The organism is Ramlibacter sp. bp-362, assembly GCF_054956735.1.
The window spans coordinates 1-24,863 of record NZ_JBUDXE010000022.1; the positions used below are offsets into that span (position 1 = coordinate 1).

Consider the following 24,863-nt stretch of genomic DNA (forward strand, 5'->3'; position numbering starts at 1 on the left):
ATGACAACCTGGCGCCCGCAATGACAACCGATGCCTTGTCATCCCGGGCTTGACCCGGGATCCATGCATGCGTGGCAGTGCGCCACCGATGGATTGCGGGTCAAGCCCGCAATGACAACCCGGCGCCCGCAATGACAACCTGGCGCCTGACAACCTGGCGCCCGCAATGACAACCTCTACTCAAATCTCCCGCGCGATCTGGTCGAGCTGTTTCCGCTCGATGTACTCATCCATCCGCGACAGCAGCCGCCACCACTCCGACCCGTCCTCGCGATACACGCGGATCGCCCCCGCCCGCACCAAAATCTTCCTCAGCTCGTCATCGCCGAACCCACCCAGGTGATTCCGCAGCGTCTCGAACGACCGGTCCGTGAAGCTCTTGTGCCCGAGGAAGTGCCGCGCGGTCGTCTCCGCCATGAACTCCACCTTGTTCTGCTCCTGCAGCACCCGCAGCTGGTTGCGGAACTGCTGCCGGTTCAGGGCATAGCTGATGCCGCCGCCCACCAGGGCGCCGAGCAGCGCGGAAAGCATCGACCAGAGCGCCGGTTCCATGATGGCCGCAATATAAACTGGCTGGATGAGCAAGTCTCCCGCCGCCCATGCACCGCTGGCCGAGCGCCTGCGGCCGAAGTCGCTGGGCGAGGTGATCGGGCAGCAGCACCTGCTGGGCGAAGGCATGCCCCTGCGCATCGCCTTCGAGTCCGGCCAGCCGCATAGCTGCATCCTCTGGGGCCCGCCCGGCACCGGCAAGACCACCATCGCCCGCCTGATGGCGGAAGCCTTCGACGCCCAGTTCATCACCATCAGCGCCGTCCTGGGCGGCGTGAAGGACATCCGCGAGGCCGTGGAGCAGGCGCAGGTCGCGCAGGCGCACGGCCGCCGCACCATCGTCTTCGTCGACGAGGTCCACCGCTTCAACAAGAGCCAGCAGGACGCCTTCCTGCCGCACGTGGAGTCGGGCCTCTTCACCTTCATCGGCGCCACCACCGAGAACCCCTCCTTCGAGGTGAATTCCGCGCTGCTGTCGCGCGCCGCCGTCTACGTGCTGCAGCCGCTCACCGAGGACGACCTCAAGCAGATCGTGCAGCGCGCGCAGGCGATCGACGCCGTGCCCGCCATCGCGCCGGACGCGCTCGACCGCCTGATCGCCTATGCCGACGGCGACGCGCGCCGGCTGCTCAACACGCTGGAGACGCTCGCCGTCGCCGCCACGCGCGAGAAGCGCAGCGAGATCGACGACGCCTGGCTGCTCAAGGTGCTGGGCGAGCGCATGCGCCGCTACGACAAGGGCGGCGAGCAGTTCTACGACACCATCAGCGCCCTGCACAAGTCCATGCGCGGCTCCGACCCCGACGCCACGCTCTACTGGTTCGTGCGCATGCTCGATGGCGGCGTCGACCCGCGCTACGTCGCCCGCCGCATGATCCGCATGGCCGTGGAGGACGTCGGCCTGGCCGACCCGCGCGCGCTGCGCCTGGCGCTCGACGCCGCCGACGTCTACGAGCGCCTGGGCAGCCCGGAAGGCGAGCTCGCCCTGGCCGAGTGCCTGGTCTACCTGGCCGTCGCGCCCAAGTCGAACGCCGTCTACGCCGCCTACAACGAGGCGCGCGCCCTGGTGCGCAAGGACGGCACCCGGCCGGTGCCCCTGCACCTGCGCAACGCGCCCACCCGCCTGATGAAGGACCTGGGCTACGGAAAGGAGTACCGTTACGCCCACGCCGAGGAAGGCGGCTTCGCGGCCGGCGAGAACTACTTCCCCGAAGGCATGAAGGCCCCGCGCTTCTACCGCCCGGTGGAGCGCGGGCTGGAGATCCGCATCGCCGAGAAACTGCGGGAACTGCGCGCGCGCAACCAGGCCGCGGCACCCCGAGAAAATCCGTAGACGTCCCCTCGTTTCGCGACCTTACAATCGCGCGCCAAGAACCCGCCCGCGGATCCGAACGGCGGGTTTTTTGCTAGATGGCGAAGCGCCCCACAAAGGCCCATCGCCACGACCAAGAGGCTGAGGAAACGGAGAGTCTTATGGAGATCCTGCTGCAGCAGATCATCAACGGTCTGGTCCTGGGCAGCATGTACGCGCTGATAGCCCTCGGCTATACCATGGTGTACGGCATCATCAACCTGATCAACTTCGCCCACGGTGAAGTCCTGATGGTCGGCGCGATCACCAGCTGGTCGATCATCACGACCGCGCAGGAGTCGATGCCGGGCCTGCCCGGCTGGCTGCTGCTGCTGCTGGCGACGGCCATCGCGTGCGTCGTGGCCTCGGTACTGAACTTCGCCATCGAGAAGATCGCCTACCGGCCGCTGCGCAACAGCCCCAAGCTGGCCCCGCTGATCACCGCCATCGGCATGTCGCTGCTGCTGCAGACGCTGGCGATGATCATCTGGAAGCCGAACTACAAGCCCTACCCGACGCTCCTGCCGGCCAAGCCCATCCAGTTCGGCGGCGCGGTGATCACCACCACCCAGATCATGATCCTGGGCATCACGGTGCTGTCGCTCGCCGTCCTGATGTACGTGGTGAACTACACGCGCCTCGGCCGCGCGATGCGCGCCACCTCGGAGAACCCGCGCGTGGCCGCGCTCATGGGCGTGAAGCCCGACATGGTGATCTCGGCCACCTTCGTCATCGGCGCCGTGCTCGCCACCATCGCCGGCGTGATGTACGCGTCGAACTACGGCACCGTGCAGCACACCATGGGCTTCCTCCCCGGCCTGAAGGCCTTCACGGCCGCCGTGTTCGGCGGCATCGGCAACCTGGCCGGCGCCGTGGTCGGCGGCGTGCTCCTGGGGCTGATCGAATCCATCGGTTCCGGCTACCTGGGCGTGGTGACCGGCGGCATCCTCGGCAGCAACTACTCGGACATCTTCGCGTTCATCGTGCTGATCGTGGTGCTGACGCTGCGGCCTTCCGGCCTGCTGGGCGAACGCGTCGCCGACCGCGCCTGAGGAGCCCGCCATGACGCTGCTGAACCGTCAGAACAAGACCGCGGTCTGGGTCCTCTCGGCGCTCGCCCTCGCCATCCTGCCGCTGCTGCTGCAGTCGATGGGCAACTTCTGGGTGCGCATCGCCGACACCGCGCTGCTGTACGTGCTGCTGGCCATCGGCCTGAACATCGTCGTCGGCTACGCCGGCCTGCTGGACCTGGGCTTCGTCGCCTTCTTCGCCATCGGCGCCTACATGTACGGCCTGCTCGCCTCGCCGCACCTGAGCGAGACCTTCCCCTGGTTCGCGGCGATGTTCCCCGACGGCCTGCACGTGACCATCTGGTGGGTGATCCCGCTGGGCGCCGCGCTCGCCGGCGTGTTCGGCATCCTGCTGGGCGCGCCCACGCTGAAGCTGCGCGGCGACTACCTCGCGATCGTGACGCTCGGCTTCGGCGAGATCATCCGCGTGTTCCTGAACAACCTGGACCACCCCGTCAACATCACCAACGGGCCCAAGGGCCTGGGGCAGATCGACTCCATCCAGCTGTTCGCGTGGGAGACGCTGGGCATGACGGGCATCGACCTCGGCAAGACCCTCGACATCACCGAGGAGTATTCGCTCAGCTCGGTGACGCTCTACTACTACCTGTTCCTCGCGCTCGTGGTGCTGAGCGTCGTGATCTGCCACCGCCTGGAGCTCTCGCGCATCGGCCGCGCCTGGATGGCCGTGCGCGAGGACGAGATCGCCGCCAAGGCGATGGGCATCAACACCCGCAACATGAAGCTGCTCGCCTTCGGCATGGGCGCCACCTTCGGCGGCGTGTCGGGCACCATGTTCGCCGCGTTCCAGGGCTTCGTCTCGCCCGAGTCCTTCAGCCTGATGGAGTCGATCATGATCGTCGCCATGGTGGTGCTGGGCGGCATCGGCTACCTGCCGGGGGTGATCCTCGGCGCCGTGCTGCTCTCGGCGCTGCCGGAGGTGCTGCGCTGGGTCTCCGGCGTGGTGGACCTGCAGGCGGCCACGGGCGGGCGCCTCGACGCCTCCATCCTGCGCCAGCTGCTGATCGCGCTGGCGATGATCATCGTGATGCTGCTGCGCCCGCGCGGCCTCTGGCCGGCGCCCGAGCACGGCAAGTCGCTGCAGGCCGCCGGCAAGCCCGGCGAGCGCCCCGCCGCGGCCCCTGCCGCCCCCGTGGCGACCGTGAAGTAGGAGCAGCCATGGCAGACATCGTCCTTCGCGTGGCCGGCATTTCCAAGCGCTTCGGCGGCCTGCAGGCCCTCTCCGACGTGGGCCTCACCATCGAGCGCGGCCAGGTCTACGGCCTGATCGGCCCCAACGGCGCCGGCAAGACCACCTTCTTCAACGTGATCACGGGCCTCTACGCCCCCGACAGCGGCAGCTTCGAGCTCGCCGGCCAGCCCTACAAGCCCAGCGCCGTGCACGAGGTGGCCAAGGCCGGCATCGCCCGCACCTTCCAGAACATCCGCCTGTTCGCCGACATGACGGCGCTGGAGAACGTGATGGTCGGCCGGCACGTGCGCACGCAATCCGGCCTGCTGGGCGCGATGTTCCGCACCCGCAAGTTCCTGCAGGAGGAGGCCGAGATCGCGCAGCGCGCCCACGAACTCCTGGAGTACGTGGGCATCGCCCGCCTGGCTGACTACAAGGCCCGCACGCTCTCGTACGGTGACCAGCGCCGCCTGGAGATCGCGCGGGCGCTGGCGACCGACCCGCAGCTGATCGCGCTGGACGAGCCGGCCGCCGGCATGAACTCCACCGAGAAGGTGGTGCTGCGCGAGCTGATCGACCGCATCCGCAAGGACGGGCGCACCATCCTGCTGATCGAGCACGACGTGAAGCTGGTGATGGGCCTGTGCGACCGCGTCACGGTGCTCGATTACGGCAAGGAGATCGCCGTGGGCACGCCGTACGACGTGCAGCGCGACGAGAAGGTGATCGAGGCCTACCTGGGCCACAGCCACAAGGCGACCGGCGCGCCGGCGGCGGCCGCGACGGGAGAACAACAATGAGCGAGACGCTGCTGAAGGTGAGCGGCCTGAAGGTCGCCTACGGCGGCATCCAGGCCGTGAAGGGCGTGGATTTCGAGGTGCACGCGGGCGAGCTGGTCACCCTGATCGGCTCCAACGGCGCCGGCAAGACCACCACCATGAAGGCCATCACCGGCCTGCTGCCGCTCAACGACGGCGACATCCAGTTCATGGGGCGCAGCGTGCGCGGCCGCGGCGCCTGGGACCTGGTGAAGGACGGCCTGGCCATGGTGCCGGAAGGCCGCGGCGTCTTCACGCGCATGACCATCACCGAGAACCTGCAGATGGGCGCGCACATCCGCCGCGACAAGGCGGGCATCGCGCAGGACCTGGACCGCGTGTTCACCACCTTCCCGCGCCTGAAGGAACGCAAGGACCAGCTCGCCGGCACCATGTCGGGCGGCGAGCAGCAGATGCTGGCGATGGGGCGCGCCCTCATGAGCCGGCCCAAGGTGCTGCTGATGGACGAGCCCTCCATGGGCCTCTCGCCCATCATGGTGGACAAGATCTTCGAGGTCGTGCGCGACGTGCACGGCCAGGGCGTGACCATCCTGCTGGTCGAGCAGAACGCCAGCCGCGCGCTGGAGATCGCCGACCGCGGCTACGTGATGGAGTCGGGGATGATCAGCATGAGCGGGGATGCGAAGGTCATGCTGGACGACCCGAAGGTGCGGGCGGCGTACCTGGGCGAATAAGGCAATAAAGCAACACCCCGGGCGCCAATCCCCTCACACCGGCGCCCGCTCAGCCCCTGCATGGCGACCTCCCGTCCGGGAAGTGCTCATCCGTAGCCTTCCGTTACACAACGCCAGTGAGCACTGACGCAGCCCGTGCGAGCAGTCTGACAAACTATCCCCACCAGCAAGCGTCCCATCCCATCGGGGCGCACTGGACGTCCCACGGGGAGACGACGATGGCTGAATACAACCACGCCTTGAGGACGCACCGGCCGCACCGGCAGGCCGCGGAGCGAGCGTCCCGCGCGCAGCGGGCCATGCACGACCAGCAGCACGAAGAAGGGCGAATGCTCGTCAACCCCGCGTTCTGGGTTGCAGGCGTCCTCTCCATCGCGGCCTGGGTCGGCATCGCGGCCTTGTTCCGCTGATTTCCGCAGGCCGCCGCGCCTGCAGCTACCCGCCGGTTTTCCTCACCCACCGTTTTGCACGGAACGCAATAGGCATTCCCTCGGCAGTTGCATTTGTACCAATACTGGTACCTTTTGCGTCTGCTATTGCCGCGTTGGCTGACGATCCCCCATTCAGGGTCTTTCCTCCGCTACCCCGGGTGTGTACCATCGCACCTCTTGTTTCGGTCAGTTGCATCGAGACAGCATTGGTAACGAAGCGGGGGGCGGGATGTTGCGCTCGAATGAGGAGTTCATGGAAGCGAGTGCGCGCTCTGTGGAGCGCGTACGGGGACATGGCGAGCATTCGCAGATTGCGCTCGGTATCAAGCGGCTGATGGATATCGTCGGGTCGCTCGCTTTCCTGGTCGTCTTCCTGCCCGTGTTCGTGATCATCGCGATTGGGGTCAAGCTTTCTTCGAAGGGCCCTGTCATATATTCGCAGGAGCGGATAGGCCAACACGGTCGCACGTTCCGCTTCTACAAGTTCCGGTCAATGGTGCAGAACTCCGATGAGGTGTTCAGCGCATTTCTGGATAGCTCCAATGAGGCGCGGTCCCAGTGGGAGGCTTACCAGAAGCTTGACGACGATCCGCGCGTTACCTGGTTTGGGAGTTTCATTCGCCGGACCAGCCTCGACGAACTTCCTCAGTTCTGGAATGTGCTGGTCGGCCATATGAGCATGGTAGGGCCGCGTCCGTGCATGCCTAGCCAAAAGAGTCTGTACGGTGTGCATTGGAGAGCGTACTGTGCGGTCCGGCCAGGGCTCACAGGGCTGTGGCAGGTTAGCGGTCGCAACCGCCTTACATACGAGCAGCGGGTGCAACTAGACGCCCAATATGTCCAGAACTGGTCCCTTGTGCTGGACCTTAAGCTGCTGCTCCGCACCGTTGGCGTCGTACTGACTGGCCACGGCTCCAAGTAGCCGTGAGGATTCTCATCTACGGGCTGAACTTCGCCCCGGAACTCACAGGCATAGGCAAATACACAGGCGAGATGGCGCGCTGGTTGGCGAAACACGGCCATCAGGTGCGCGTGGTGACGGCGCCCCCCTACTACCCTGAATGGCGGGTACACGCCGGTCATGTCGCGGGGGCCTATAGGCGTGAGCAATGGCACGGTGTAGACGTGATCCGCTGCCCGTTGTGGGTGCCATCGCGTGCCTCAGGCCTAAAGCGAGTGTTGCATTTGGCGAGCTTTGCACTCTCCAGCTTGCCGGCATTGCTGTTGCAATCGCGCTGGCGCCCTGAACTGGTATGGACCGTGGAGCCTGCACTTTTCGGCACACCAGGCGCGCTGCTTGTCGCCAAGCTGGCAGGCGCACGCAGTTGGCTGCACGTCCAAGACTATGAGGTGGACGCCGCGTTTGCCATGGGGCTGCTTCGCGGTGAACTTCTCCGCCGCGCCGTGCTGGGATTTGAGCGCTGGTTGATGCGTCGCTTCCACGTGGTTTCGACCATTTCTGGGCGCATGCTGGAGTTGGCGAAGTGCAAAGGCGTTCCGGAAGATCGCTTGGCGCTCTTTCCCAACTGGGTGGATATCTCCGGCATCACTCCATTAGAGCGAGCCAGCACGTATCGGCAAACATTGTGCATCCCGCAGGATGCAGTGGTCGCTCTCTATTCCGGCAACATGGGAACCAAGCAGGGCTTGGAAGTACTGGGTGCTACTGCCCGGGCACTCCAGCATGACAAAAATCTCGTGTTCGTGTTCTGCGGCGAGGGGGCGGGAAAGGAGGCGCTCGCGCGAGAATGCGCGGGTTTGTCTAATGTGCGCCTGCTCCCCCTGCAACCTTTCGAGCGGCTCAACGAGCTGCTCGGGGTAGCTGATATTCACTTGCTCCCTCAACGCCGAGACGCGGCGGACTTGGTGCTGCCTTCCAAGCTCACGGGGATGCTGGCGAGTGGACGAGCCGTGATTGCAATGGCGGAGCCGCAGACGGAAGTGGGAAAACTCGTGCAGCGCACTGGTTGTGGTCTACTCGTGCCGCCCGAGGATGCACCGGCACTTGCGCAGGCGATCTCCGAACTTGCCGCGAATGCCGGCCTACGCTGCGTCATGGGACAGGCCGGGCGCGGTTACGCAGAGCAGGAGCTGGATATTCAAGCCATCTTGCTTCGATGTTTTGACAAGATTCGTGCTACGCCTGCGGCACCGAGCGAAATTCGGCCGGACATCTGACCAGAGCTCAGTGCTGATTAAAGCTCAATAATGCGGAAGCCTGAACCCATCTACCAAGACTTGTCACGGTTCAGTATGCCCGCTGAGTTTAGGGGGCGGTCGGCTTGGATGGTGCAACTCTGGTGGCTCGTTCAAAGCGCTCTGTTTCGCACATCGCCGCAAGTGCTATATGGCTTTCGACGCTTTCTGCTGCGCCTTTTCGGAGCACAGATAGGCCAGCGGGTACTGATACGCCCAACCGTTACGATCACCTACCCTTGGAAGCTGAAGGTTGGCGACTACGCTTGGATCGGGGACGATGTAGTGCTTTACACATTGGGTGACATCGAGATCGGGGCGCATGCGGTTATATCGCAACGCTCTTATCTGTGTGCTGCGGATCACGATCACCGGCGACCTGACTTCCCGATTCGCTCCAGACCGATCTCTATCGGCGAGCAAGCGTGGATCGCCACGGACGTGTTTGTCGGACCGGGGGCGACCATCGGTGCGGGGACCGTGATCGGCGCTCGAAGCTCAGTGTTCCGGAATGTCCCGTCGGGAGTGATCTGCTACGGCGTCCCCTGTAAAGTGGTTTCGAAGCGTCCCTCGAATGGCGGAAATCGTGATGAAGATCGACCTTTACCATAACATCCGCTGGTCCCGTTACAAGGCGGCAGTCTTTTCAGCACTGCATCGCCAAGTGGTTGGTAGCGATCTCGATGTTAGGTTCTTCCAAATTGCTGACACCAGCGGCGAACGGAGTGGGCTCTCTGGAGTGGAGCTGGAATTCCATCAATATCCGCACGAACTGTTGTTTCCCGGATCTTATGACGATGTCCCTCGATGGAAGCTCGTTCGGGTCTTGTTTGCGAAGGTTCTCACGTCTGACGCCGATCTGGTGCTAATTCCTGGCTTCGACCGTCTTGAATACTGGGGTATGCTGCTGGCCGCCGTTGTTTCCGGAAAGCGCCGCGCTGTTTTTTGTGATTCCACATTGCGCGATCGCCCTCAGTCCGCTGTGAAAGGCATATTCAAGCGGATCTTCTTCATGCTCTGTAACGGCTACTTCTCTTATGGTCAACGGAGCAGGGAATACCTATGCCACTATGGTGCGCAACCTGGCCGGATCTATCAACGCTGCCAGGCAGCTGCGCTGGATAGAGCGTATAGCGAGACCGCTGCACGGGCGGTACGCATGCGGCTTGCGCCGCCTCACGATGCGCCTCGATATTTGTATGTAGGCCGCTTCTCTGAAGAAAAATCGCTTTCCTGCTTGCTACGCGCCTTCGCGTCCGTGCTGTCCGTTTCGCCCCACGCCCGACTGGTCCTAGTCGGATCTGGCCCGGAAGGTGCAGCCCTGAAGACGCAGGCCAGAGCGCTCGGCATCGCAGAAGCGGTTGAGTTTGCGGGCGCAATGGGTCCCGACGCGTTGGCAGAGCAATACGGATTGGCCACGTGCTTGGTTCTGCCCAGTCGCAGCGAACCTTGGGGCTTGGTCGTCAATGAGGCATTGCACTACGGTTGCCCGGTTATCGTCAGCGAGAACTGCGGATGCGTCCCCGAGCTCGTTCACGACGGAATCACTGGTTATGCGTTTCGCACAGAAGACGCGGAAGACCTCGGGAACAAACTGAAGCTTCTTCCCACTGTGTTCCGTAACGCAGATAAGGTCACAGATGACTGCCTGCAAGCTATCAGAACCTACGTCCCACAGCGTGCCGCCTCGGAGATTCTGATCGGCAGCCGGAGCATTCTTCTGGCCTCGCCATGAAGGTTGCCCTCATTGGCCCTTTGCCGGACCCGATAACCGGTTGTTCGTATGCGAATTCGGTGCTGCTGCACCAAGCGCATCGAGTCTCTTTCATCGCGGTCAATACGAATACAGACAATGTGTCGGGGCGGCAGGGTGATCGATTCTCGTTGCGCAAGGTACTTTTGTTTTTGCGCTCATACGCAACGTTACGGCGATTATGGTCGGTGGATGTCTTCTATCTTACGCCTGGTCAAACCTTCTTCGGATTCCTAAAGTACGCCCCGTTCATGCTGCTGGCGATCGGGCGATGTAGGCCCTACGTGCTGCACCTCCACGGAAATCATTTGGGTGCTCATTACGCGAGTTTGGTAGGGCTGAAACGCAGACTGTTTCATTGGTTCGCCAGCCGGGCCGCTGCTGGGATTGTTCTATCGGATTCGCTAAGGTCAAATTTCGACGGGATACTTAGCTCAGACAAGGTCTTCGTTGTAGAGAACTTCGCTGGGAGCGAGCTTTTCGCGGATACCACGCTAGCGAAGCCCGTTGACATGCTGCGCGTGCTCTACTTGAGCAACCTGATGCGAGAGAAGGGCATACTCCAGCTCCTTGATGCGCTGGTGATCCTGCGGCAGCAGAAGGTTCCGTTTCAGGCGGTAATAGCTGGCAATCTGGAAGTGGGCATTGAGGGCGAAGTGTCTGAACGGTTGGCGCGCATCGGAGATGCTGCCGTCTACATCGGCCCTGTATCAGGTGCGGCTAAGACGCAAGTTTTGCGCGACGCGAATGTATTTGTGCTGCCTACTTTCTATACGATGGAAGGCCAGCCGATAGCACTCTTGGAAGGCATGGCCACAGGCAACATCGTTGTAACGACGCGGCACGCTGGCATACCGGACATTGTTGGCCCAGAAAATGGTCACTTAATCGAAAGTGGGAGTGTCGATGCTATCGTGCACGCTCTAAAGCGAATCGCGCGTGATCTGCCAGGCCAGGTTGCGCGCTTTTCTTCTAACAACAGACATTACGCGGCCGAACGCTTCAGTGAAGAGGCGTTCGTCGAGCGCACGTTAGACGTACTAACGCACGTAAGGCGATCGTCCGGGGCCGGCAAGCCCCAGCACTGCAAGGCTAACATCAGCATTCCTAATGGTCCCGGGAAATGATCGCGACATTCTGTGCGGATTGCAGCCAGAAGGAGAAATCTCGCCGAGACGGCAAAAGGCGCTACGTACACGTCGGCAGGTCAGGCGTCTGGGGCTCTGCGATCGGCTGCGACATTGTGGCGGTGATCAAAGCCGTCGTGAAACATCTTGCGCACCGAAGAAGTCTGCCGTCTCAGTCTGAACCGGCAGCCGCATGGATGCTTTGCGTAGCAAAATCCGATAGATTCGTACATCCGCCGCGCGCCTCCTTCTGCTCGGTGCACACGGACTGTCCTCGATAATCGTTTTTGTGCTGAGCGCATATCGGTTGCTACATGGATCAGCAGATCGGAATTCCCTCCTACTTGGATCGCGCATTAGTCCAAGACGATTCGGCCGCGCTCTATGCCGCTCGCGGTGTTGGCATCTTCCTTGTCGCTCTCGCGCACATTGTTTCTGGCCCGCAGAACAGGTTCATCTACCTGTTCCACATGCCGCTATTTTTTCTACTTTCCGGAATCGCGGTGCGTCAGTTCGGGCGGGTTGACGCCACAGCCACAGTGCGTCGGATCCGGGGGCTTGTGATCCCCAGTGCAGTCGGCGCTGCAGCGATCCTGGCCATCGGTTACGCATTTGGGGATCCCCGTGCTGTCTACGGCCAACCCGCTCTGTCGGGGGCGTTCAGCGCATATTGGTTCATCGGGGCGCTGGCGCTAATTCAAGCCCTCTTTTTTGCCCTTGGCCGCTGGCGGCTCTCGTTTTGGGCTGTGGTATGCACCGTCACGCTAGGCGCGATCATTGCCCTGTACCCAGTGCCATTCGTGCCTCGCGTCGCGCTGGGTGGCCTCTTCGGACTACAGTTTTTCGTCGTGGGCTATCTTCTACCACTCGACTTCTATCGCCGGTACGGAATAGCACTTCTAGTCGGCGCAGGCGCGTTCGCCGGCGGACTGCTGGTCCTTCCGCTTTCCCTCGACATGGCGGCACGCAATTTCGGCATACCGCTGCTTTCGCAGGCTTACGCTTTTATGTTTTCGCTGGCGTTCGTAGCTTTATTCCTTGTTCCAGGCACCGTGTCTCAAGCTCTGCGCACGTTGACGGCTCCGCTCGGCAAGGCCTCGATGTTGGTGCTCCTGTACCACCAAGCTGTGCACCTAATCTTGGCCCATCTTGGCGCAAAGGTCCCTAGCCTGATCGTGCTCACCGCGTCCGTTGTTATTCCCCTCTTGGCGTTCTACGCGCTACGGGGACGTGGTCGAGTTTCTGCATGGGTCGGCGCGAAGTAGCGCCACACTCCCGGGTAGCCGACGGTTCCACCTTGACCCGTTCGGAAATCAACTCCCGTACGACGCGCACCTTCAACTGGTCTTCGAGGCATGAGCCATAGTTTCGCGGACGGTGGCGACGCGTCTGAAGCCGGGCCGGGTTGCTTCGGCGATATTGGCCGTTGAACGCCTGAGGAGGTGGAGAACGCTAGTGGCGGCTTAAAGCAATGCGACCATCACGTAAGCCCCAGGCAGACTGTGATCACTGGGGACCAGTTGTCCGTGCTGCTTCTAGCCAACCTGATTGAAACGATACCTGCTTCGAACGAAGACTGAACACCAACATTCCCAGAGCGAGTCCTGTCATCAAGGCGGTGTAACGCACGCCGAAGGGGTTACCACCAATCGTGGCGGCCAATACTGCAGTCATCAGGAGTGCAGATCTAGTCAGGCAGTAGGTCGCAGGGTCCAAGGGTCGGGGCCAATGCCGATACAGTCGTCGTGCCCTGCGCAAGCCATGGAAAGTGGCATACACCAGAAGAACCGGCAGGGCCAATCCAAACAAGATGCCTCCAGCATGCAGGGAACTGACCCATAGGTTGTGTCCGAGTTCAAAGCGTTCTCGTCGTTCTAAGTCGCGCGCATCGAACGCCCCAGTGTCAAGCAGACGATCGTAGAAGGCTTGAGACCATCCGTATGAGGCGCCGTATCCCGCACCAATCAGCATTGTTCTCGTAGTGCTAGACCAAGCCGCGATCTGCTCACTCACTTCGGCTAGCCGTGAAAGGGTGGTTGGGTCGGCTCCGTAAACTTGTATCGTGCTGAGTCGGGCTTCCCAGCGCTCCGCTACGGTTGGAGCCAGGAGCGCAGCGGAGAGTAGCGCGAGACCGGCTAGCGGAACGCCTAGGGCACCATAACGGGCTACTCGAGTACCGAAGCGCAACGCACTCGGTGAGCTGATCCAAACTGCCGTCAGCCACACTATTAGCGCGCCAAGAACCGAGCTTCTGGTGACGCTTAAGAGTTGCAATACTACGCAGCAGAGAAGCCAAGACAAGCTGATCCAGCGGCGGACCCGGACAAGCAACAGGTTATGCAACAGAACCGCTTCAAACAGCAAGATCACCGGCGAAAGTATTTGATAGCGGATCTCCTCCAACGAAGCTCCGGTGAGGAGTAAACCCGCAGCGAGTGAAAACGCAGTCGATGTCGCGAAACCGCGAAACATAAGCCTGTCCAGCTGCAGACCATGTCTGCTCTTCATCGCAGTGGCGCCAACATAGAAAGCTACGGCGAATAATCCGAAAGGCAGGATGACGCGGACGTAGTGCTCAAACGGCACTGTGCCCATAGAGAAGGATAGGATGCTTCCGAGGATCACGACCACGATACAGAACGAGGACACCTGCCAAAGGTGACCCCTCGCTTTCGGTGGGCGGTGCCTAACTAAGACTAAGAATGCGCCCAGCAGGGTCAAGACCAGGAGTATGTATTGCCAGAACGTGCCGCCTTCGCTATTGCTTCGAAAGTCCAGCGACATTGGCAAGACGAACAAGCCTAAACCAATGCTGACTTGAGACGGTCCTCTATTGAAGACCCGTGCCTGCATCGGAAAACCGGGGTGCAACCGCGCCCCTGGCTGACTCACTTCTCGCATGCACGTAGCCTAGGCCGGATGCGCCGGCAGCCCTGATTGCGGTCGCGCAGATAGGCGGGGCGGGCGCTATTGAACATTGAAGCTTGCCCCAAGCGACAGGTACGCTGCAGCAGTCCTGTCGAGAGAATATTCATCTAGGTCTCTGGCGGCTCTGGGTGCGGCAAGCATCTGATTTACAGCCCTATCCCACGCCGCCTCGTCGGTACTGCTGCAGAGCATCACGGCGGGAAGTGGGCGCGCAAAGGCGAACGCCGGAATATCGGAGGCGATCACGGGAATTTGGCTGGCCAATGCCTCGAGCATCGCGACACTGTGTGCTTCTTGTCTTGACGGCATGACGTAAAGGTCCGCCGCGGCAAGTAGGTCGGGTATGTCGCTGCGGCTCCCAAGAAACCGGACTCTGCCTCCAAGACCCCAGTCCGAAACCATGCTACGTAGCTGGCGCTCGTACTCCGGTTCTTCAGTAAGTCCTGCAAGCCAAAGAATCGTGTTGCCCGACGCGAGTCGATGCCTCAACATTGAAAGAGACAAATGCTGTTGCTTGACCTCAGAGATTCGACCAACCTGCAATACAACACTCACGTCACGAGGCAACTCGAACTTGGCTCGAGCGGCGATGCGATCTGCTTGCGAAAAGCGGTGCAGGTCAACCCCGTTCCGAATCACTGACAACGGGAGTCGTGCGCCAGAGTCGTTCGCATAGTCCATCGCGCTGACGTCGGCGACGGCAACAACATGATCAACACGGCTGCGCGTTAGCCGATCGGACCATCGCAGAGTACTGGTTGCCGAGTGCAGGACCGAAACAAACGGGACGCGCGTTCGCAAGCCAGTGGCAAAGCGCCCATAGAGCGAGGGTAACTCGGAGTGCGCGAATACGACGTCAGGGCGGAACCGATGCACGGCGTCTCTGAAATGGGCAATTCGCCCAAGCTTCACTTTTGGAGTGGCAGGCTCAAAGGACACCACCCCTATTCGCCGCAGTTCCGCCGAGCATTCAGCAAATTCGGGCCGCGCCGGGGCAAACGAGGCAATGGCGCAGTCATGGCCCCACGATTGATGCAGCCTGCACAGGTTGAAAACCAGCATCTCGGCACCCGAATGGCGCAGCGTGTGAACGAAGTGCATCAGCCGCATGGAATCTCCGTCATCATTCGCCCTCAGGGACCAGTTTGCGATTGGTTCGCCAAATCATCAGTCCGCACACCCCGATAGCTACGGCCGTCACCGTCACCATGGCCGTCCCGCCGAACGATCGCCCCAGAGAGAGGCCGGCTCCTACCAAGATGACCAGCGAGGCGAGCGTCGCAACAATGTTGTTTCGTGTGTGTCCCGACGCCATTCCCAGCAGATATGCCGGCACACCAACCATGTTGCCGAAAAATCCAATCGACAGAATTCCAACATAAAGCCAGTAAGTGCGATCCGTTCCGCCGAGCCAAAGGTAGGATGGAATCGGAGCTAGTGCAACTGTCGCTACAGTCGCCGCGCCCATCAGAGCTACCGACAGTTGAAAGGCGCGCGCATAGAGAGCTCGGAGTCGCGGCTTGTCGTGTTCAAACAGCGCAGTAATACCGGGCGAGGTAGCTGATATCGCCGAGGCTACGAGATTCCGCGGTAAGAGGACGGTCTTGTATGCCAGCTCGTAGAGGCCCTGCGAGCTCATGCCGCCGAAGTGGCCGACCATCATCTTGGATAGGGGCTCTACCAGCCCGTTGGCAACGTTTACGACTTGAACCTTCAAGCTGTACGCCAGCATTTCGCGGAATGCCGCGGGATTGAAGCGATAGGGCACGACGCTGCCACCCACCCGGGAAGTGACAATACTCCACCCGATCACAATCAGAACCGCATACTGAAGGACTTGCGCCCACGCAAACCCCTTTAGACCGTACGTAGGGACGAGCCATAACACGGCGGCAAGCTGGATCGACGTTCCCAAAACGGAGAGCTGCGACCTTCGATAGCCGAGATGCAGTCCTTGCAAACTGCCCATGACGGTGCCCGAAAGGTTGAGAAGAAAGAACCCAAATAGCAACCAAGGAAGCACGGTCTCCGCCTCGCGGGAATGTGCCGCACCAACAATGCGCTCTAGCTGAGGGCTCAATGCTTCAAGGGCAATCAGTGCCAGCACGCCAAACTGGATGGCGTTCGTCAGCAACGCTGTTTCCGCGTACCTTCTTGCGCACTCGCGCTCCCGCTCTGCGTCCCACAGCGCGAGGAAGCGTGTAACCGCAGTCGCCATTCCCGCATCGCCCAGCCGAATTAGATTGGTCCAGGCATAGAGAGTCGCCCATACGCCAACCATCTCCACCCCACCTTGACGAATGAGAAGGCGGTAGCCGACGAACAGAAGTACCGTATTGATGAGGAATTCGCCGACTGCGAAGGACACGTTCCTTCGCAAGTTGAGCCGCCGAAACAGGCCGGTCGCATCGCTCACGCCGCGATACCCTCACCCAACGCCGCGCGCAGGCGATTGAGGCTTTCAGCCCTCATGCGACGTTTCCTCTTAATAGCCCCGCCGCAGGGTTCCCGCGGCGGCGGCGACGAAATTTGCCGCCAATCGCCAGTGCCGTCGTTGGCGATGTGCGCGATGCCTTCCAACTTGCAGAAGCGATCAACAAGCGACCCGCTGCGCACGATGACAGGAATTCCCAGCTGGACCGCGCGCCCCAGTATTCCGGAGGCTTGGTCATAGTCAGGGGCGTAGGCGCACCAGACGAGGTCTGCGGCCGCGTAGAACCCCAGCAATTCCTCGTTGCTTACGAAGCGGTCACAGGCGAAGCCGCCTACTGCAGTGAACTCAGCGCAGCGTTCCTCCAGTCCCGCAGTCACCTTGCCGCCGAAAGCGAAAAGCGCGGCCTTGCGCAAGCCCGCGTTCTGGGTGTAGATGTCGGCGAAGCGATCGAATCCCTTATCTGCATCCTGCCGCCCCAGTGCGACACAGACAATGCGCTCACCAGCTGCATTTCGCACCTCTGACATCATCTGGTCTCGCACTGGATGCTGCCGATCACAGCATTCGTCGTCGAGATCCCATAGCTGTGGGTCGTAGATCCAGCCTGCCGCGATCTCGGCGAAACGCGGCTCCACTGCGAAAGGAAGGATGGTCAGCGTTCGCACTCGCGGCAAATGGCGCAGTGCGCGCAGCAACCAATACTTCACCCGCAGGCGCAAGCTCTTGGCGTCGAGCGCGGGGCGAGGCCGGAACAGGAGGCCAACAGTTGTCTTGCCCGTCAGTGAACGGATCAAGGCGGTGCAGACGTAAATCGCAAAGGACTCCTCGACCATTGGCACGAGAACCGGTCGGGATGAGAGCACCGAACGAGAACAGAAGCCCATTCGTTCGAGATGGAAGAGGCTCGAGAGGAACTCAACGTAGGGCGCTCGATGCCCATCGTCGACCATGCCGATGTCCAGGAGTGTGATGGCGCTCTTGTCCCGCGCAACCGGCGGCGGAGCGGCCTTCATTTTCCCGCCGCACCGTGGTACGAATACTGCTGGTATCTATAGCCACCGTACTTGTACCCGTAGCTTCCGTAGTGCCGGCGGCTCAGGTCGATGGCGTTGAACAGAACGCCCTTCACCTCACGGCCTGCGTGGGCCAGCCTGCGGGCGCATTCATTCAGTTCGCCCAGTTGTGTGTGGTCGGCGCGCGCTACCAGCAGCACGGTGCCGGCGTGAACTGCGATGGATTGCGTATCGGCGGCGACCAAGATCGGGGCACTGTCGATCAATACCACGTCGTACTTTGTGGAAAGCTGTTCCAGCAACGAAACAAAGGCGTTGCTTCCGACAAGTTCGGCCGGGTTGGGGGGAAGCGTGCCAGTGGTGATCACGTCCAAATTGGGCAGAAGCTCGCGATGAATTGCATCGTCGACGCGGATACTGCCGCTGATCAGTTCGGAAAGCCCGCTGTTGCGCGCAATGTTGAAGTACTGATTCAAATGGCCCTTCCGCAGGTCTGCATCGATCAACAGCACGTGCTTGCCGGCGCTGGCCAGAACGGCCGCAAAATTTGCTGAAACAAAGCTCTTGCCCACGCCGGGCGTCGCCCCGGTGATGAGAATGCGGTTGTTGCTCGCATCGAGCATGGCGAACTGCAAGGCAGTGCGCAGGCTACGCAGGCTCTCGATCGCCACATCCTGAGGCGCGGCCTGCGCCAGGATGTGGACACCAGGCGCCTTGTCGGCGACCAGCCTGGCCATGGTCGTCTGCACCTCACTCAACGGGATAGTGCTGTAGACGTTCAGCCCCGTGCCCGCCTCGATCTCCTGCGGGTCACGGATTCCGCGGAAAAATGCGCTCCGCGCGAGAGCGAGGAGAACGCCGGCAACCAGGCCGAATGCCAATGACAGCACGATGATCAGACTGCGACGCGGCGCGACGGGGCGCTCGGGCATGGCGGCTGTATCGATCACTCGAACATTGCCGATCTTGCCTTCGCGGATCAATTGGAGCTGCAAAGCGTTGTTGCGTAGCTGCTGGTAGAGTTCGTTATTGACCTTTACGTCCCGCTCAAGCCGGATCGCGTCCTGCTGCACCGAAGGCAACAGCTTCACCCGGCTATTCACTTCCGCGATTTCGCGGTTCCACAACGCGATCTGGTTATCGAGTGTCTTAACTGACGGGTGCTCAGATGTGAAGCGGGAAATCAGATCAACCCGTTTCTGTTGGGCCTCGACCAGCTTCGCGTGAAGCTCCACGCTGCGGCCGAGAAGCAATTTGGCCTCTTCGTCCAGAGCCACGGTACCCTTCTGGTTTCGGTAGCGGTTGTAGGCCTCTTCGGATGCGTCCAGTTGCTTCTTGAACTGCGGCAGCTGAACGTCCAGGAACTGCAACGTCTTCTGGGCTTCCGCGGCCTTGCGTTCAATGTTTTGGTGGACGTACTGTTTTCCGATCTCGTTCAGGATCAGCGTCAGCCGTTCCCTGTCGCTATCTTGCAAAGTGGCATCTATGACACCGGACTGACGCCCCTTTTCAGCGAGGATCAGATGTTTCTGGAGAGACTCGATCGTCTTGAGGCGTGACGCGCGTACAACCGTGAATTGGGCTCCGGACTTGCCCTTCAGCTCGGCGACGTTGAGCGAAATCGGACCGAATGGCGTGGAGGTGGTCAGGGTGCTGCCGACCTTGCCGGTGATCTCCTGTGTGACGTCGTTATGCTGGACCTTGAACGTTCCTGCTTGTCCGGCCGTGATGACGAACTCCGTCCCTTCCAGCGTGGCGGGGACGTCGAACGTCACGATATCGATTCTCTCCGTGCCGCTGACCCATCCGCCGTATCCGAAAATGCCCGGGTCCGACAGTCCCGTGGCACGGCGGGCAAGCCAGTTGCCGATCACGGGGAGGTAGCGCGGCCTCGCGTCGATGTAGAAGCGGGTCTGATCCACGGCTTGCCCCACCACCATGCGTGAGCGCAGGATCTCGATCTCGGCCGAGGCAGCCGTCTTGACTTCGAAAAGGTTGGCGGCCTCGCCCAGCAGGCCTTGGGCCGAAGTGCCGGAATCCTCCACCTGGATCAGCAGATTGGCTTCGTAGATGGGCTTCGCAAGGATCGCGTAACTCGCGCCAGCGAGTAGCGCCAAGGCCGTGATGCCCGCGACCAACCACCGGTTGTCGACGATGATGTCCCAATATTCGATCAGGTTGATGTCGTCGTCTTCCTCCACGGGGGCGTACTGCATGGGCTGGGTAGCCGCCAATTGCTGGAATGAGTGCGGCGCGTTCATGATGTGCCTCTTCAGATTTTTGCGATGCGACGTAGCCACTCGCCGATGCTTAGTTCTATGGCGCGCAATGCGGCGCGAAATGTCTGTTCGGGCTTTCTGTAGGGGTCCGGAACGTCTTGGCCGGTGTATTCTCCAATTCGGAAGATGCGGCCTCGCGCCTGCGGGAACATGGCTTCCAAACGAGCGCGCTGCTGCAACTCCATCACCAGTACCATGTCCGACTCCAGGCACATCGGCTTCGTGATCTGAGTCGCGCGATGGTGGGAAATGTCAATGCCGCGTTCCTGCATCAACCGTACGGCCACTTCATCCGGCGGCATGCCTACCAGCGCGCCAAGGCCGGCCGAGCGTACAGCCACGTGTGGAAGCGCATTCCGCAGCAGCCCCTCGGCCATCGGACTGCGGCAGATGTTGCCCTCGCAAACGACCAGGATGGACTTCACGGGTTCACCACCTGCCGCCCGGCGTTGAGGGCCTGGGCACTGGGAAGGATCAGGCTGATGATGCGGTTCCACTGCACCAGCGGCACCGGGTCGATGTACACCACGTCCCGCGGCCTCAGCGCAAAGCTCTCGGCAAGCGCGAGTGCTGTGGGGTTGTTCGCTTTCAGGTGGTAGACCACCGGTTGGCCCTCGCCGTTGTTGCGCACCACATAGATCTGGTCGGTGTTGGCCGTCCCGAGGTTCGGGCCGCCGGCTTCGCCCAGCGCCTCGTTCAGCGTCAGGCGGCCATTGCGCATCATCAGCGCCGAGGGGCGCAGGATCTCGCCCATGACGAAGACCTTGCGGTCCTCCCGGTGCCGCACGGAAACGAGGTCGCCGTTCTGGAGGAGGATCCTGCTTGGGTTGATACCCAGTTCCTGCAGGCGCGGCATGTCGATGACGGCGGTGGTGTCGCCGCGGGTGAGCGTCACGAACGAGCGGTCACCATTGGGGGTGATGCCGCCGGCGCGGTTGATCGCCTCCGGCAGCGTCATTGGGACGTCCGTGAAGATCTGCATGCCGGGGGTGCGGACCTCGCCGTCCACGTAGGCGCGTCGGCTGCGAAACGAGTTGATCCGCACCGTCACCTGTGGATCCTTGATCACCCCGCGGATGCGTCTCGTGATCTCTTCGGCGGCCTCCGCTTCGGTCAGCCCTGCCAGGCGCACGCGTCCGGCATAGGGAAAGAAGATCTCTCCCCTCGCATCGACGATGAAGCCGGGCGCGCTGGAGATACCCGTGGGATCCACCTGCTGGCTGATCACCGCGCCCGCGTTGGGCAGCAACTCGGGATGGTCATAGACCACGACGCTCACGATGTCGCTGGGCCCGATGGTGTAAGGCTTCGGCTGCCCGAACAGCGCCTCGATCTCCGCGGGGACGCTGGCCGGAACAGCCGCACGCTGTGCCTGGACCAATTCCGGCGTAATCGGCACGATCACCCCCGCCGGCGGGCTTCCCGCATCTGCCGGGACGTAGTTCCCGAGCGTCACGCTCGTCCGCGTCGCTGTGTCGGCGAAGTCGAATCCCGGCGCGGTGACCACCGCACACCCCTGAACCAGCAGCGCGCCCCCAACACAAAAGCCGGCAGCAAGCCGGCGCAGCAAAGATGAATGCAGAGGCCGCATGGTTACAAATCAGAGGAGAAGCCGGTAACTCTAACTTACAGACGGCCGCGCTCAAAGTAGACCGCGCCGTGTGCGCATGAACTGTGGAAAGCTGCCCATCGCCCCGCCTACCGTGCGGCATCGCGGACACGACGCAGCATGTCCTCGAAATACACCAGCCCGGCGCGATCCGAGTTGAAAACGCTTTCCAGCGATGGGGTGGGTGGCAGGGCGCCGTGACCGAAGCGCAGCGGGTTGCCCCCTTCTTCGCGCACCGCTGTTTCCACACCGGTGGTGAAGCGCGGTGTTCCGGTCACCTGCAGGCCTTTGCCAGGATTCATGTCGCCCCGCGGGCCGATGGGCACGGAAACCTGGATGCCGACGAATTGCCGCGCGGGTGAACCTTCGAACCGCGTTCTCTTGTAGTACAGGCCCACAGCCACGTCGCTGAACCACTGGCGCAAGCCGATCTGGAAGCCGGCGTCGTTGTTCAGGAAGGCGCCGGCGCTGCCCTCGATGTAGGTGCGGGTGGCGCTGACGTTGTAGCGGTAGTGCAGCAGCAAGGGCTTGGCCGTCTCCGGCCCCAACGCGCTCGGCCCGTTGAAGTCCGCATTGCGCAGCCACCCAGCCTCGGCGCTCAGGCGATGCCGGCCCTCGCCGGGCTCCCAGCGCAACTCGCCATGCAGGCCGTCGTAGATGCCGCCGAAGCGGCCCACGGATGCCTGGCCAGTCACGGCGGCCAGCCCCCAGCGACGGATCGACACGTCATCGGCGGCCACCCAGCGCTCCAATGGCAGGCGCATCGTCTGCGTGAAGGCGAGCCGCTCGAGGCGAGAGCGCACGCGCTGGTTGCCGAAGACGCCGCCGGCTTCGAAATCGCTGCTGTGCGCCAGCGGCATGTCCTGGCGGGCCTCCACGCTGGCGCCGCTCCACAGGGGCAGTTGCAGGCCGACGTTCGCGCCCAGCGAGTAGTCCAGCACGCCGGCCTCGGTGCCCACGGCGGTGCGCAGCACCGGGCGGATGCTCACCCGGGCCGTCTGCCAGCTCGGGGCTTCCCGGCGCACCACCCAGGTGGCGCCTGCGTGCAACCGGTCCAGGGCCGTCGTTCCGGGGGTGGAGAGTTCGCCCGCGGCGCAGCCGGGGGCATTGCTCTCGATCCAGCGGCGCAGGCAGTCTGCCTGGCCCGTCACGGCCACCAGCGGCAGCTGACGCTGCGTCAGGATCAGGCGATAGGCGTTCGGGCCACTCCCGAGCGTGTCGGCCACGGCGCGCAGCGCGGCTCCCAGTGCGTCCACGGTGTTCCAGTTGTACGTGGCATTGTTCGCCCGCACGGCAACGGAGCCGTCGGGCATGCGGCCGACCCACACGTCCTCGAGGCCCTTGGCCTCCAGCGCGCCGGCCAGGGCATGCAGCGCCGCTTCCTGCACCGGCGTCGCGGGGGCAGGGGCCGGGCTGGAGGGCAGGGCAGGCGCCGCCGGCGCGGGGAGGGTGCGGGCTTCGTAGGCCGGCAACGGCCGCTGCGTTCCCTTGAGGTCCGGCAGCGGCGCCCTCGGCGCCGCGGATGGCAGCGACGGCACCTTGTACAGGGGGATGGAGAGGCCGGCCGTCCACCAGGTCTTTTCCGTCAGGTCGGTATGCGTCAGGCGCTGGTTGGCGCCGATGTAGGCGGACCAGCCTTCGGGCAACCACTGCTCCGGGGCGAACAGGCGTACGCCCGCCCAGGCATTCCCGTCGGTGTATTCGACATGGCCGCGCACCCAGCGGGCGGGCTGCCAGGCGGCCGATGCGAAAGGGCCGTCCAGCGGCGACATGGACCCGCGAACACCCGCGCCGCTGCGTCGGGCGAGGCCAATGCTTGCTTGCCAGGGCCCTTCGCTGTACGTGCCCACCCCGTAGTAGCTGCGGAAGTACGTGACCGACCCACCCAGGTCGGTCGCGCCGGCTGCGATGTGGAAACGCCCCGCGGTGTCGAGGCCGATACCGGCCTTGACCGAAGCCGAGAGGTCCCGCGCCCCGCAGCCTGGCGGGACGAAGCAATTGGCGTTCTGCGGGGAGTTCGCGGCCAGCCGCCCGGCGATCTCCAGGTTCGGGAACAGCCCGAACCCGAGCACGTAGTTGTGGCCGTTTGGGTTACGTACGACCCCGGGCAACTGCTTGTCGTAGGTGAATTCGCCGCGGCCCCAATCCAGCAGGTGCGCGTTGGGCGTGATGCCCAGCCCGGTGTAGCCACCCTGCGTCATCGTGGTCTGCGGCACCTGCGCATGGGCGGTGCAGACGGTGGCGAGGAGGCAGAGGGCGGTGAGAGAGCGGGGCATGGAAGAGCAGGTTGCGGATGATCACAGAGTCGTTTCGCGCACCTGCTACTCCGAATGGCGGATGCCGCCTGGAAAAGGCACCTACATCCGTACGCGAGAGTTTACGTTTGATCACGCTTCTTGTAACCTCCTGATTCCGCCGAGGGGGGAGCCCCAGGCCTTTGACAACCCCAAGGAGTGTGCAAATGAAGAAACTCGGTCTGGCCCTCGTGGTCGCAACGTCGATGCTGGTGGCGTGCGGTGGCGGCGGCGATGGCGGCTCGGAAGTGGCGCAGAGCAATACCACGGCCGCCGTCGACGCGAGCACCGTCGCGGCCATCGAGTCGGAGGCGTTCACGTTCCCGTCTGGTGTGGCTGATTTCGGCACCACGTCCGCCACCACGGTGACGCTGAACACGCCCACCACCTTCTCCGTCACGTCGGCGCAAGGGAATGCGAGCGGCGACCTGTCGTTCGGTTCGTGCATCTTCAAGGTGACCTCGTCGACCTTCGGCGCGTCGTCGCCGCTCGCGACCGGCAAGACGGTGGAGGTCCAGCCTTGCAACTTCACGGTGAACACCCAAGGCATGGTGGCGGGGCAGAACGCGGTCGCGCGCGCCGTGTCCTTCGTGCTGGGCGGCAACGCGTCGCAAGCCAAGGACCTGGAGGTGCGGATCACCGATTCGGGCGACGTCATCGTCGAGGGCGAGGACATCGGCACCGTCGAACTCTCGCCGTACACCGGCGGCTTCGGCGTTTAACTACCGCCCTTCCGTTCAAGAAGGCCGCGCTCGCGCGGCCTTCTTCATTTCCGCATCCACGCAGCGACCGCAAGCCCGCTGGTCGTGCCGCACAGGTCGATCAGCGCGTCGCGAAGCGAAGGATGCCGGCCCGGCGCGAACCCCTGCAGCCATTCGGTGAGCAGCGCGAGGAAGATGCCGAGCGCGAGCGCGCGCCACACGCGCCAGCGCCCCTCGCCGTAAGCGGGGATCGCCGCGATCACGCCGAACAGCACGAAATGCGCGCTGGCGGACCAGGGCCACAGGTGCCACAGGCGGCCCTCGATCTCGCCCTTCAGGCTGCCGGGCATGGTGGTTCCCACCAGCAGGACGGCGATCGCGGCGAGCAGCGCCAGGCGCCGCCGGAAGGGCGTCTCCAGCACG

Annotated in this window: 22 protein-coding genes; 13 read left to right on the plus strand and 9 right to left on the minus strand. The window is 62.8% G+C overall.

What is annotated here, in order from left to right:
* Positions 1-180: 180 nt before the first annotated feature.
* Positions 181-552 carry a hypothetical protein gene (locus ACY0MJ_RS20780; protein WP_462640459.1) on the minus strand — a complete coding sequence of 124 codons (372 nt, stop codon included), beginning with the start codon at positions 550-552 and terminating at the stop codon, positions 181-183.
* A 25-nt stretch (positions 553-577) separates the two neighbouring features.
* On the opposite strand from ACY0MJ_RS20780, the gene ACY0MJ_RS20785 reads away from it, so the two are divergent.
* The 12 genes from ACY0MJ_RS20785 to ACY0MJ_RS20840 all read left to right on the plus strand — a co-directional run bounded on the left by ACY0MJ_RS20785 (position 578) and on the right by ACY0MJ_RS20840 (position 12,447).
* Positions 578-1,882, plus strand: coding sequence for a replication-associated recombination protein A (locus tag ACY0MJ_RS20785; protein ID WP_462640460.1), 1,305 nt, complete (start codon positions 578-580; stop codon positions 1,880-1,882).
* 140 nt (positions 1,883-2,022) lie between these two features.
* Complete coding sequence (locus ACY0MJ_RS20790; RefSeq protein WP_462640461.1) at positions 2,023-2,952, plus strand: branched-chain amino acid ABC transporter permease; 930 nt, start codon at positions 2,023-2,025, stop codon at positions 2,950-2,952.
* Positions 2,953-2,962: 10 nt separating this feature from the next.
* Positions 2,963-4,141 (plus strand): branched-chain amino acid ABC transporter permease, encoded by a 1,179-nt coding sequence (locus ACY0MJ_RS20795; protein ID WP_462640462.1) that lies wholly within the window; start codon positions 2,963-2,965, stop codon positions 4,139-4,141.
* A gap of 8 nt (positions 4,142-4,149) precedes the next feature.
* Positions 4,150-4,962: an ABC transporter ATP-binding protein gene (locus tag ACY0MJ_RS20800; protein WP_462640463.1), complete on the plus strand. Its 813-nt coding sequence runs from the start codon at positions 4,150-4,152 to the stop codon at positions 4,960-4,962.
* Positions 4,959-5,675, plus strand: a complete 717-nt coding sequence (locus ACY0MJ_RS20805; RefSeq protein WP_462640464.1) for an ABC transporter ATP-binding protein — start codon at positions 4,959-4,961, stop codon at positions 5,673-5,675. Before ACY0MJ_RS20800 ends, ACY0MJ_RS20805 begins: the two co-directional genes overlap by 4 nt.
* A gap of 218 nt (positions 5,676-5,893) precedes the next feature.
* Positions 5,894-6,085: a hypothetical protein gene (locus tag ACY0MJ_RS20810; RefSeq protein WP_462640465.1), complete on the plus strand. Its 192-nt coding sequence runs from the start codon at positions 5,894-5,896 to the stop codon at positions 6,083-6,085.
* Between the two features lie 274 nt (positions 6,086-6,359).
* The gene (locus ACY0MJ_RS20815; protein ID WP_462640466.1) at positions 6,360-7,028 is read left to right on the plus strand and encodes a sugar transferase; all 669 of its coding nucleotides are present in this window, start codon (positions 6,360-6,362) and stop codon (positions 7,026-7,028) included.
* A 2-nt stretch (positions 7,029-7,030) separates the two neighbouring features.
* Positions 7,031-8,284, plus strand: coding sequence for a WcaI family glycosyltransferase (locus ACY0MJ_RS20820; protein WP_462640467.1), 1,254 nt, complete (start codon positions 7,031-7,033; stop codon positions 8,282-8,284).
* Between the two features lie 30 nt (positions 8,285-8,314).
* Positions 8,315-8,914, plus strand: coding sequence for a WcaF family extracellular polysaccharide biosynthesis acetyltransferase (locus ACY0MJ_RS20825; RefSeq protein ID WP_462640468.1), 600 nt, complete (start codon positions 8,315-8,317; stop codon positions 8,912-8,914).
* A complete protein-coding gene (locus tag ACY0MJ_RS20830; RefSeq protein ID WP_462640469.1) occupies positions 8,892-10,037 on the plus strand; it encodes a glycosyltransferase family 4 protein in 1,146 nt (381 codons plus the stop codon). The genes ACY0MJ_RS20825 and ACY0MJ_RS20830 overlap by 23 nt, the downstream gene beginning before the upstream one ends.
* Entirely contained in the window at positions 10,034-11,182 is a 1,149-nt protein-coding gene (locus ACY0MJ_RS20835; protein ID WP_462640470.1) for a glycosyltransferase family 4 protein, read from the plus strand. The genes ACY0MJ_RS20830 and ACY0MJ_RS20835 overlap by 4 nt, the downstream gene beginning before the upstream one ends.
* Before the next feature lie 314 nt (positions 11,183-11,496).
* Positions 11,497-12,447: an acyltransferase family protein gene (locus ACY0MJ_RS20840; RefSeq protein WP_462640471.1), complete on the plus strand. Its 951-nt coding sequence runs from the start codon at positions 11,497-11,499 to the stop codon at positions 12,445-12,447.
* 1,702 nt (positions 12,448-14,149) lie between these two features.
* Here the strand turns inward: ACY0MJ_RS20840 and ACY0MJ_RS20845 are convergent.
* The 7 genes from ACY0MJ_RS20845 to ACY0MJ_RS20875 form a co-directional block, all read right to left on the minus strand.
* A complete protein-coding gene (locus ACY0MJ_RS20845; RefSeq protein WP_462640472.1) occupies positions 14,150-15,220 on the minus strand; it encodes a glycosyltransferase in 1,071 nt (356 codons plus the stop codon).
* A gap of 13 nt (positions 15,221-15,233) precedes the next feature.
* On the minus strand, positions 15,234-16,526 hold the full coding sequence (locus ACY0MJ_RS20850) for a lipopolysaccharide biosynthesis protein (RefSeq protein WP_462640473.1): 1,293 nt from the start codon (positions 16,524-16,526) through the stop codon (positions 15,234-15,236).
* Complete coding sequence (locus ACY0MJ_RS20855; protein ID WP_462640474.1) at positions 16,523-17,557, minus strand: hypothetical protein; 1,035 nt, start codon at positions 17,555-17,557, stop codon at positions 16,523-16,525. The genes ACY0MJ_RS20850 and ACY0MJ_RS20855 overlap by 4 nt, the downstream gene beginning before the upstream one ends.
* Positions 17,554-19,818, minus strand: coding sequence for a polysaccharide biosynthesis tyrosine autokinase (locus ACY0MJ_RS20860; RefSeq protein ID WP_462640475.1), 2,265 nt, complete (start codon positions 19,816-19,818; stop codon positions 17,554-17,556). Before ACY0MJ_RS20860 ends, ACY0MJ_RS20855 begins: the two co-directional genes overlap by 4 nt.
* A gap of 11 nt (positions 19,819-19,829) precedes the next feature.
* Positions 19,830-20,261 (minus strand): low molecular weight protein-tyrosine-phosphatase, encoded by a 432-nt coding sequence (locus ACY0MJ_RS20865; protein ID WP_462640476.1) that lies wholly within the window; start codon positions 20,259-20,261, stop codon positions 19,830-19,832.
* Positions 20,258-21,427 (minus strand): polysaccharide biosynthesis/export family protein, encoded by a 1,170-nt coding sequence (locus ACY0MJ_RS20870; RefSeq protein WP_462640477.1) that lies wholly within the window; start codon positions 21,425-21,427, stop codon positions 20,258-20,260. The genes ACY0MJ_RS20865 and ACY0MJ_RS20870 overlap by 4 nt, the downstream gene beginning before the upstream one ends.
* 107 nt (positions 21,428-21,534) lie before the next feature.
* Positions 21,535-23,721 (minus strand): YjbH domain-containing protein, encoded by a 2,187-nt coding sequence (locus tag ACY0MJ_RS20875; protein WP_462640478.1) that lies wholly within the window; start codon positions 23,719-23,721, stop codon positions 21,535-21,537.
* Positions 23,722-23,906: 185 nt separating this feature from the next.
* Here ACY0MJ_RS20875 and ACY0MJ_RS20880 point away from each other — a divergent pair, with 185 nt between their 5' ends.
* Positions 23,907-24,461, plus strand: a complete 555-nt coding sequence (locus ACY0MJ_RS20880; RefSeq protein ID WP_462640479.1) for a hypothetical protein — start codon at positions 23,907-23,909, stop codon at positions 24,459-24,461.
* 44 nt (positions 24,462-24,505) lie between these two features.
* On the opposite strand, the gene ACY0MJ_RS20885 is transcribed toward ACY0MJ_RS20880, so the two are convergent.
* Positions 24,506-24,862, minus strand: coding sequence for a VanZ family protein (locus ACY0MJ_RS20885; RefSeq protein ID WP_462640480.1), 357 nt, complete (start codon positions 24,860-24,862; stop codon positions 24,506-24,508).
* Position 24,863 lies beyond the last annotated feature (1 nt).

Bases quoted from the DNA above. Each gene is read 5' to 3' on its own strand.
- ACY0MJ_RS20780 (WP_462640459.1), bottom strand. From the start codon at position 552: ATGGAACCGGCGCTCTGGTCGATGCTTTCCGCGCTGCTCGGCGCCCTG.
- ACY0MJ_RS20785 (WP_462640460.1), top strand. From the start codon at position 578: ATGAGCAAGTCTCCCGCCGCCCATGCACCGCTGGCCGAGCGCCTGCGG.
- ACY0MJ_RS20790 (WP_462640461.1), top strand. From the start codon at position 2,023: ATGGAGATCCTGCTGCAGCAGATCATCAACGGTCTGGTCCTGGGCAGC.
- ACY0MJ_RS20795 (WP_462640462.1), top strand. From the start codon at position 2,963: ATGACGCTGCTGAACCGTCAGAACAAGACCGCGGTCTGGGTCCTCTCG.
- ACY0MJ_RS20800 (WP_462640463.1), top strand. From the start codon at position 4,150: ATGGCAGACATCGTCCTTCGCGTGGCCGGCATTTCCAAGCGCTTCGGC.
- ACY0MJ_RS20805 (WP_462640464.1), top strand. From the start codon at position 4,959: ATGAGCGAGACGCTGCTGAAGGTGAGCGGCCTGAAGGTCGCCTACGGC.
- ACY0MJ_RS20810 (WP_462640465.1), top strand. From the start codon at position 5,894: ATGGCTGAATACAACCACGCCTTGAGGACGCACCGGCCGCACCGGCAG.
- ACY0MJ_RS20815 (WP_462640466.1), top strand. From the start codon at position 6,360: ATGGAAGCGAGTGCGCGCTCTGTGGAGCGCGTACGGGGACATGGCGAG.
- ACY0MJ_RS20825 (WP_462640468.1), top strand. From the start codon at position 8,315: ATGCGGAAGCCTGAACCCATCTACCAAGACTTGTCACGGTTCAGTATG.
- ACY0MJ_RS20830 (WP_462640469.1), top strand. From the start codon at position 8,892: ATGAAGATCGACCTTTACCATAACATCCGCTGGTCCCGTTACAAGGCG.
- ACY0MJ_RS20835 (WP_462640470.1), top strand. From the start codon at position 10,034: ATGAAGGTTGCCCTCATTGGCCCTTTGCCGGACCCGATAACCGGTTGT.
- ACY0MJ_RS20840 (WP_462640471.1), top strand. From the start codon at position 11,497: ATGGATCAGCAGATCGGAATTCCCTCCTACTTGGATCGCGCATTAGTC.
- ACY0MJ_RS20845 (WP_462640472.1), bottom strand. From the start codon at position 15,220: ATGCGGCTGATGCACTTCGTTCACACGCTGCGCCATTCGGGTGCCGAG.
- ACY0MJ_RS20855 (WP_462640474.1), bottom strand. From the start codon at position 17,557: ATGAAGGCCGCTCCGCCGCCGGTTGCGCGGGACAAGAGCGCCATCACA.
- ACY0MJ_RS20860 (WP_462640475.1), bottom strand. From the start codon at position 19,818: ATGAACGCGCCGCACTCATTCCAGCAATTGGCGGCTACCCAGCCCATG.
- ACY0MJ_RS20870 (WP_462640477.1), bottom strand. From the start codon at position 21,427: ATGCGGCCTCTGCATTCATCTTTGCTGCGCCGGCTTGCTGCCGGCTTT.
- ACY0MJ_RS20875 (WP_462640478.1), bottom strand. From the start codon at position 23,721: ATGCCCCGCTCTCTCACCGCCCTCTGCCTCCTCGCCACCGTCTGCACC.
- ACY0MJ_RS20880 (WP_462640479.1), top strand. From the start codon at position 23,907: ATGAAGAAACTCGGTCTGGCCCTCGTGGTCGCAACGTCGATGCTGGTG.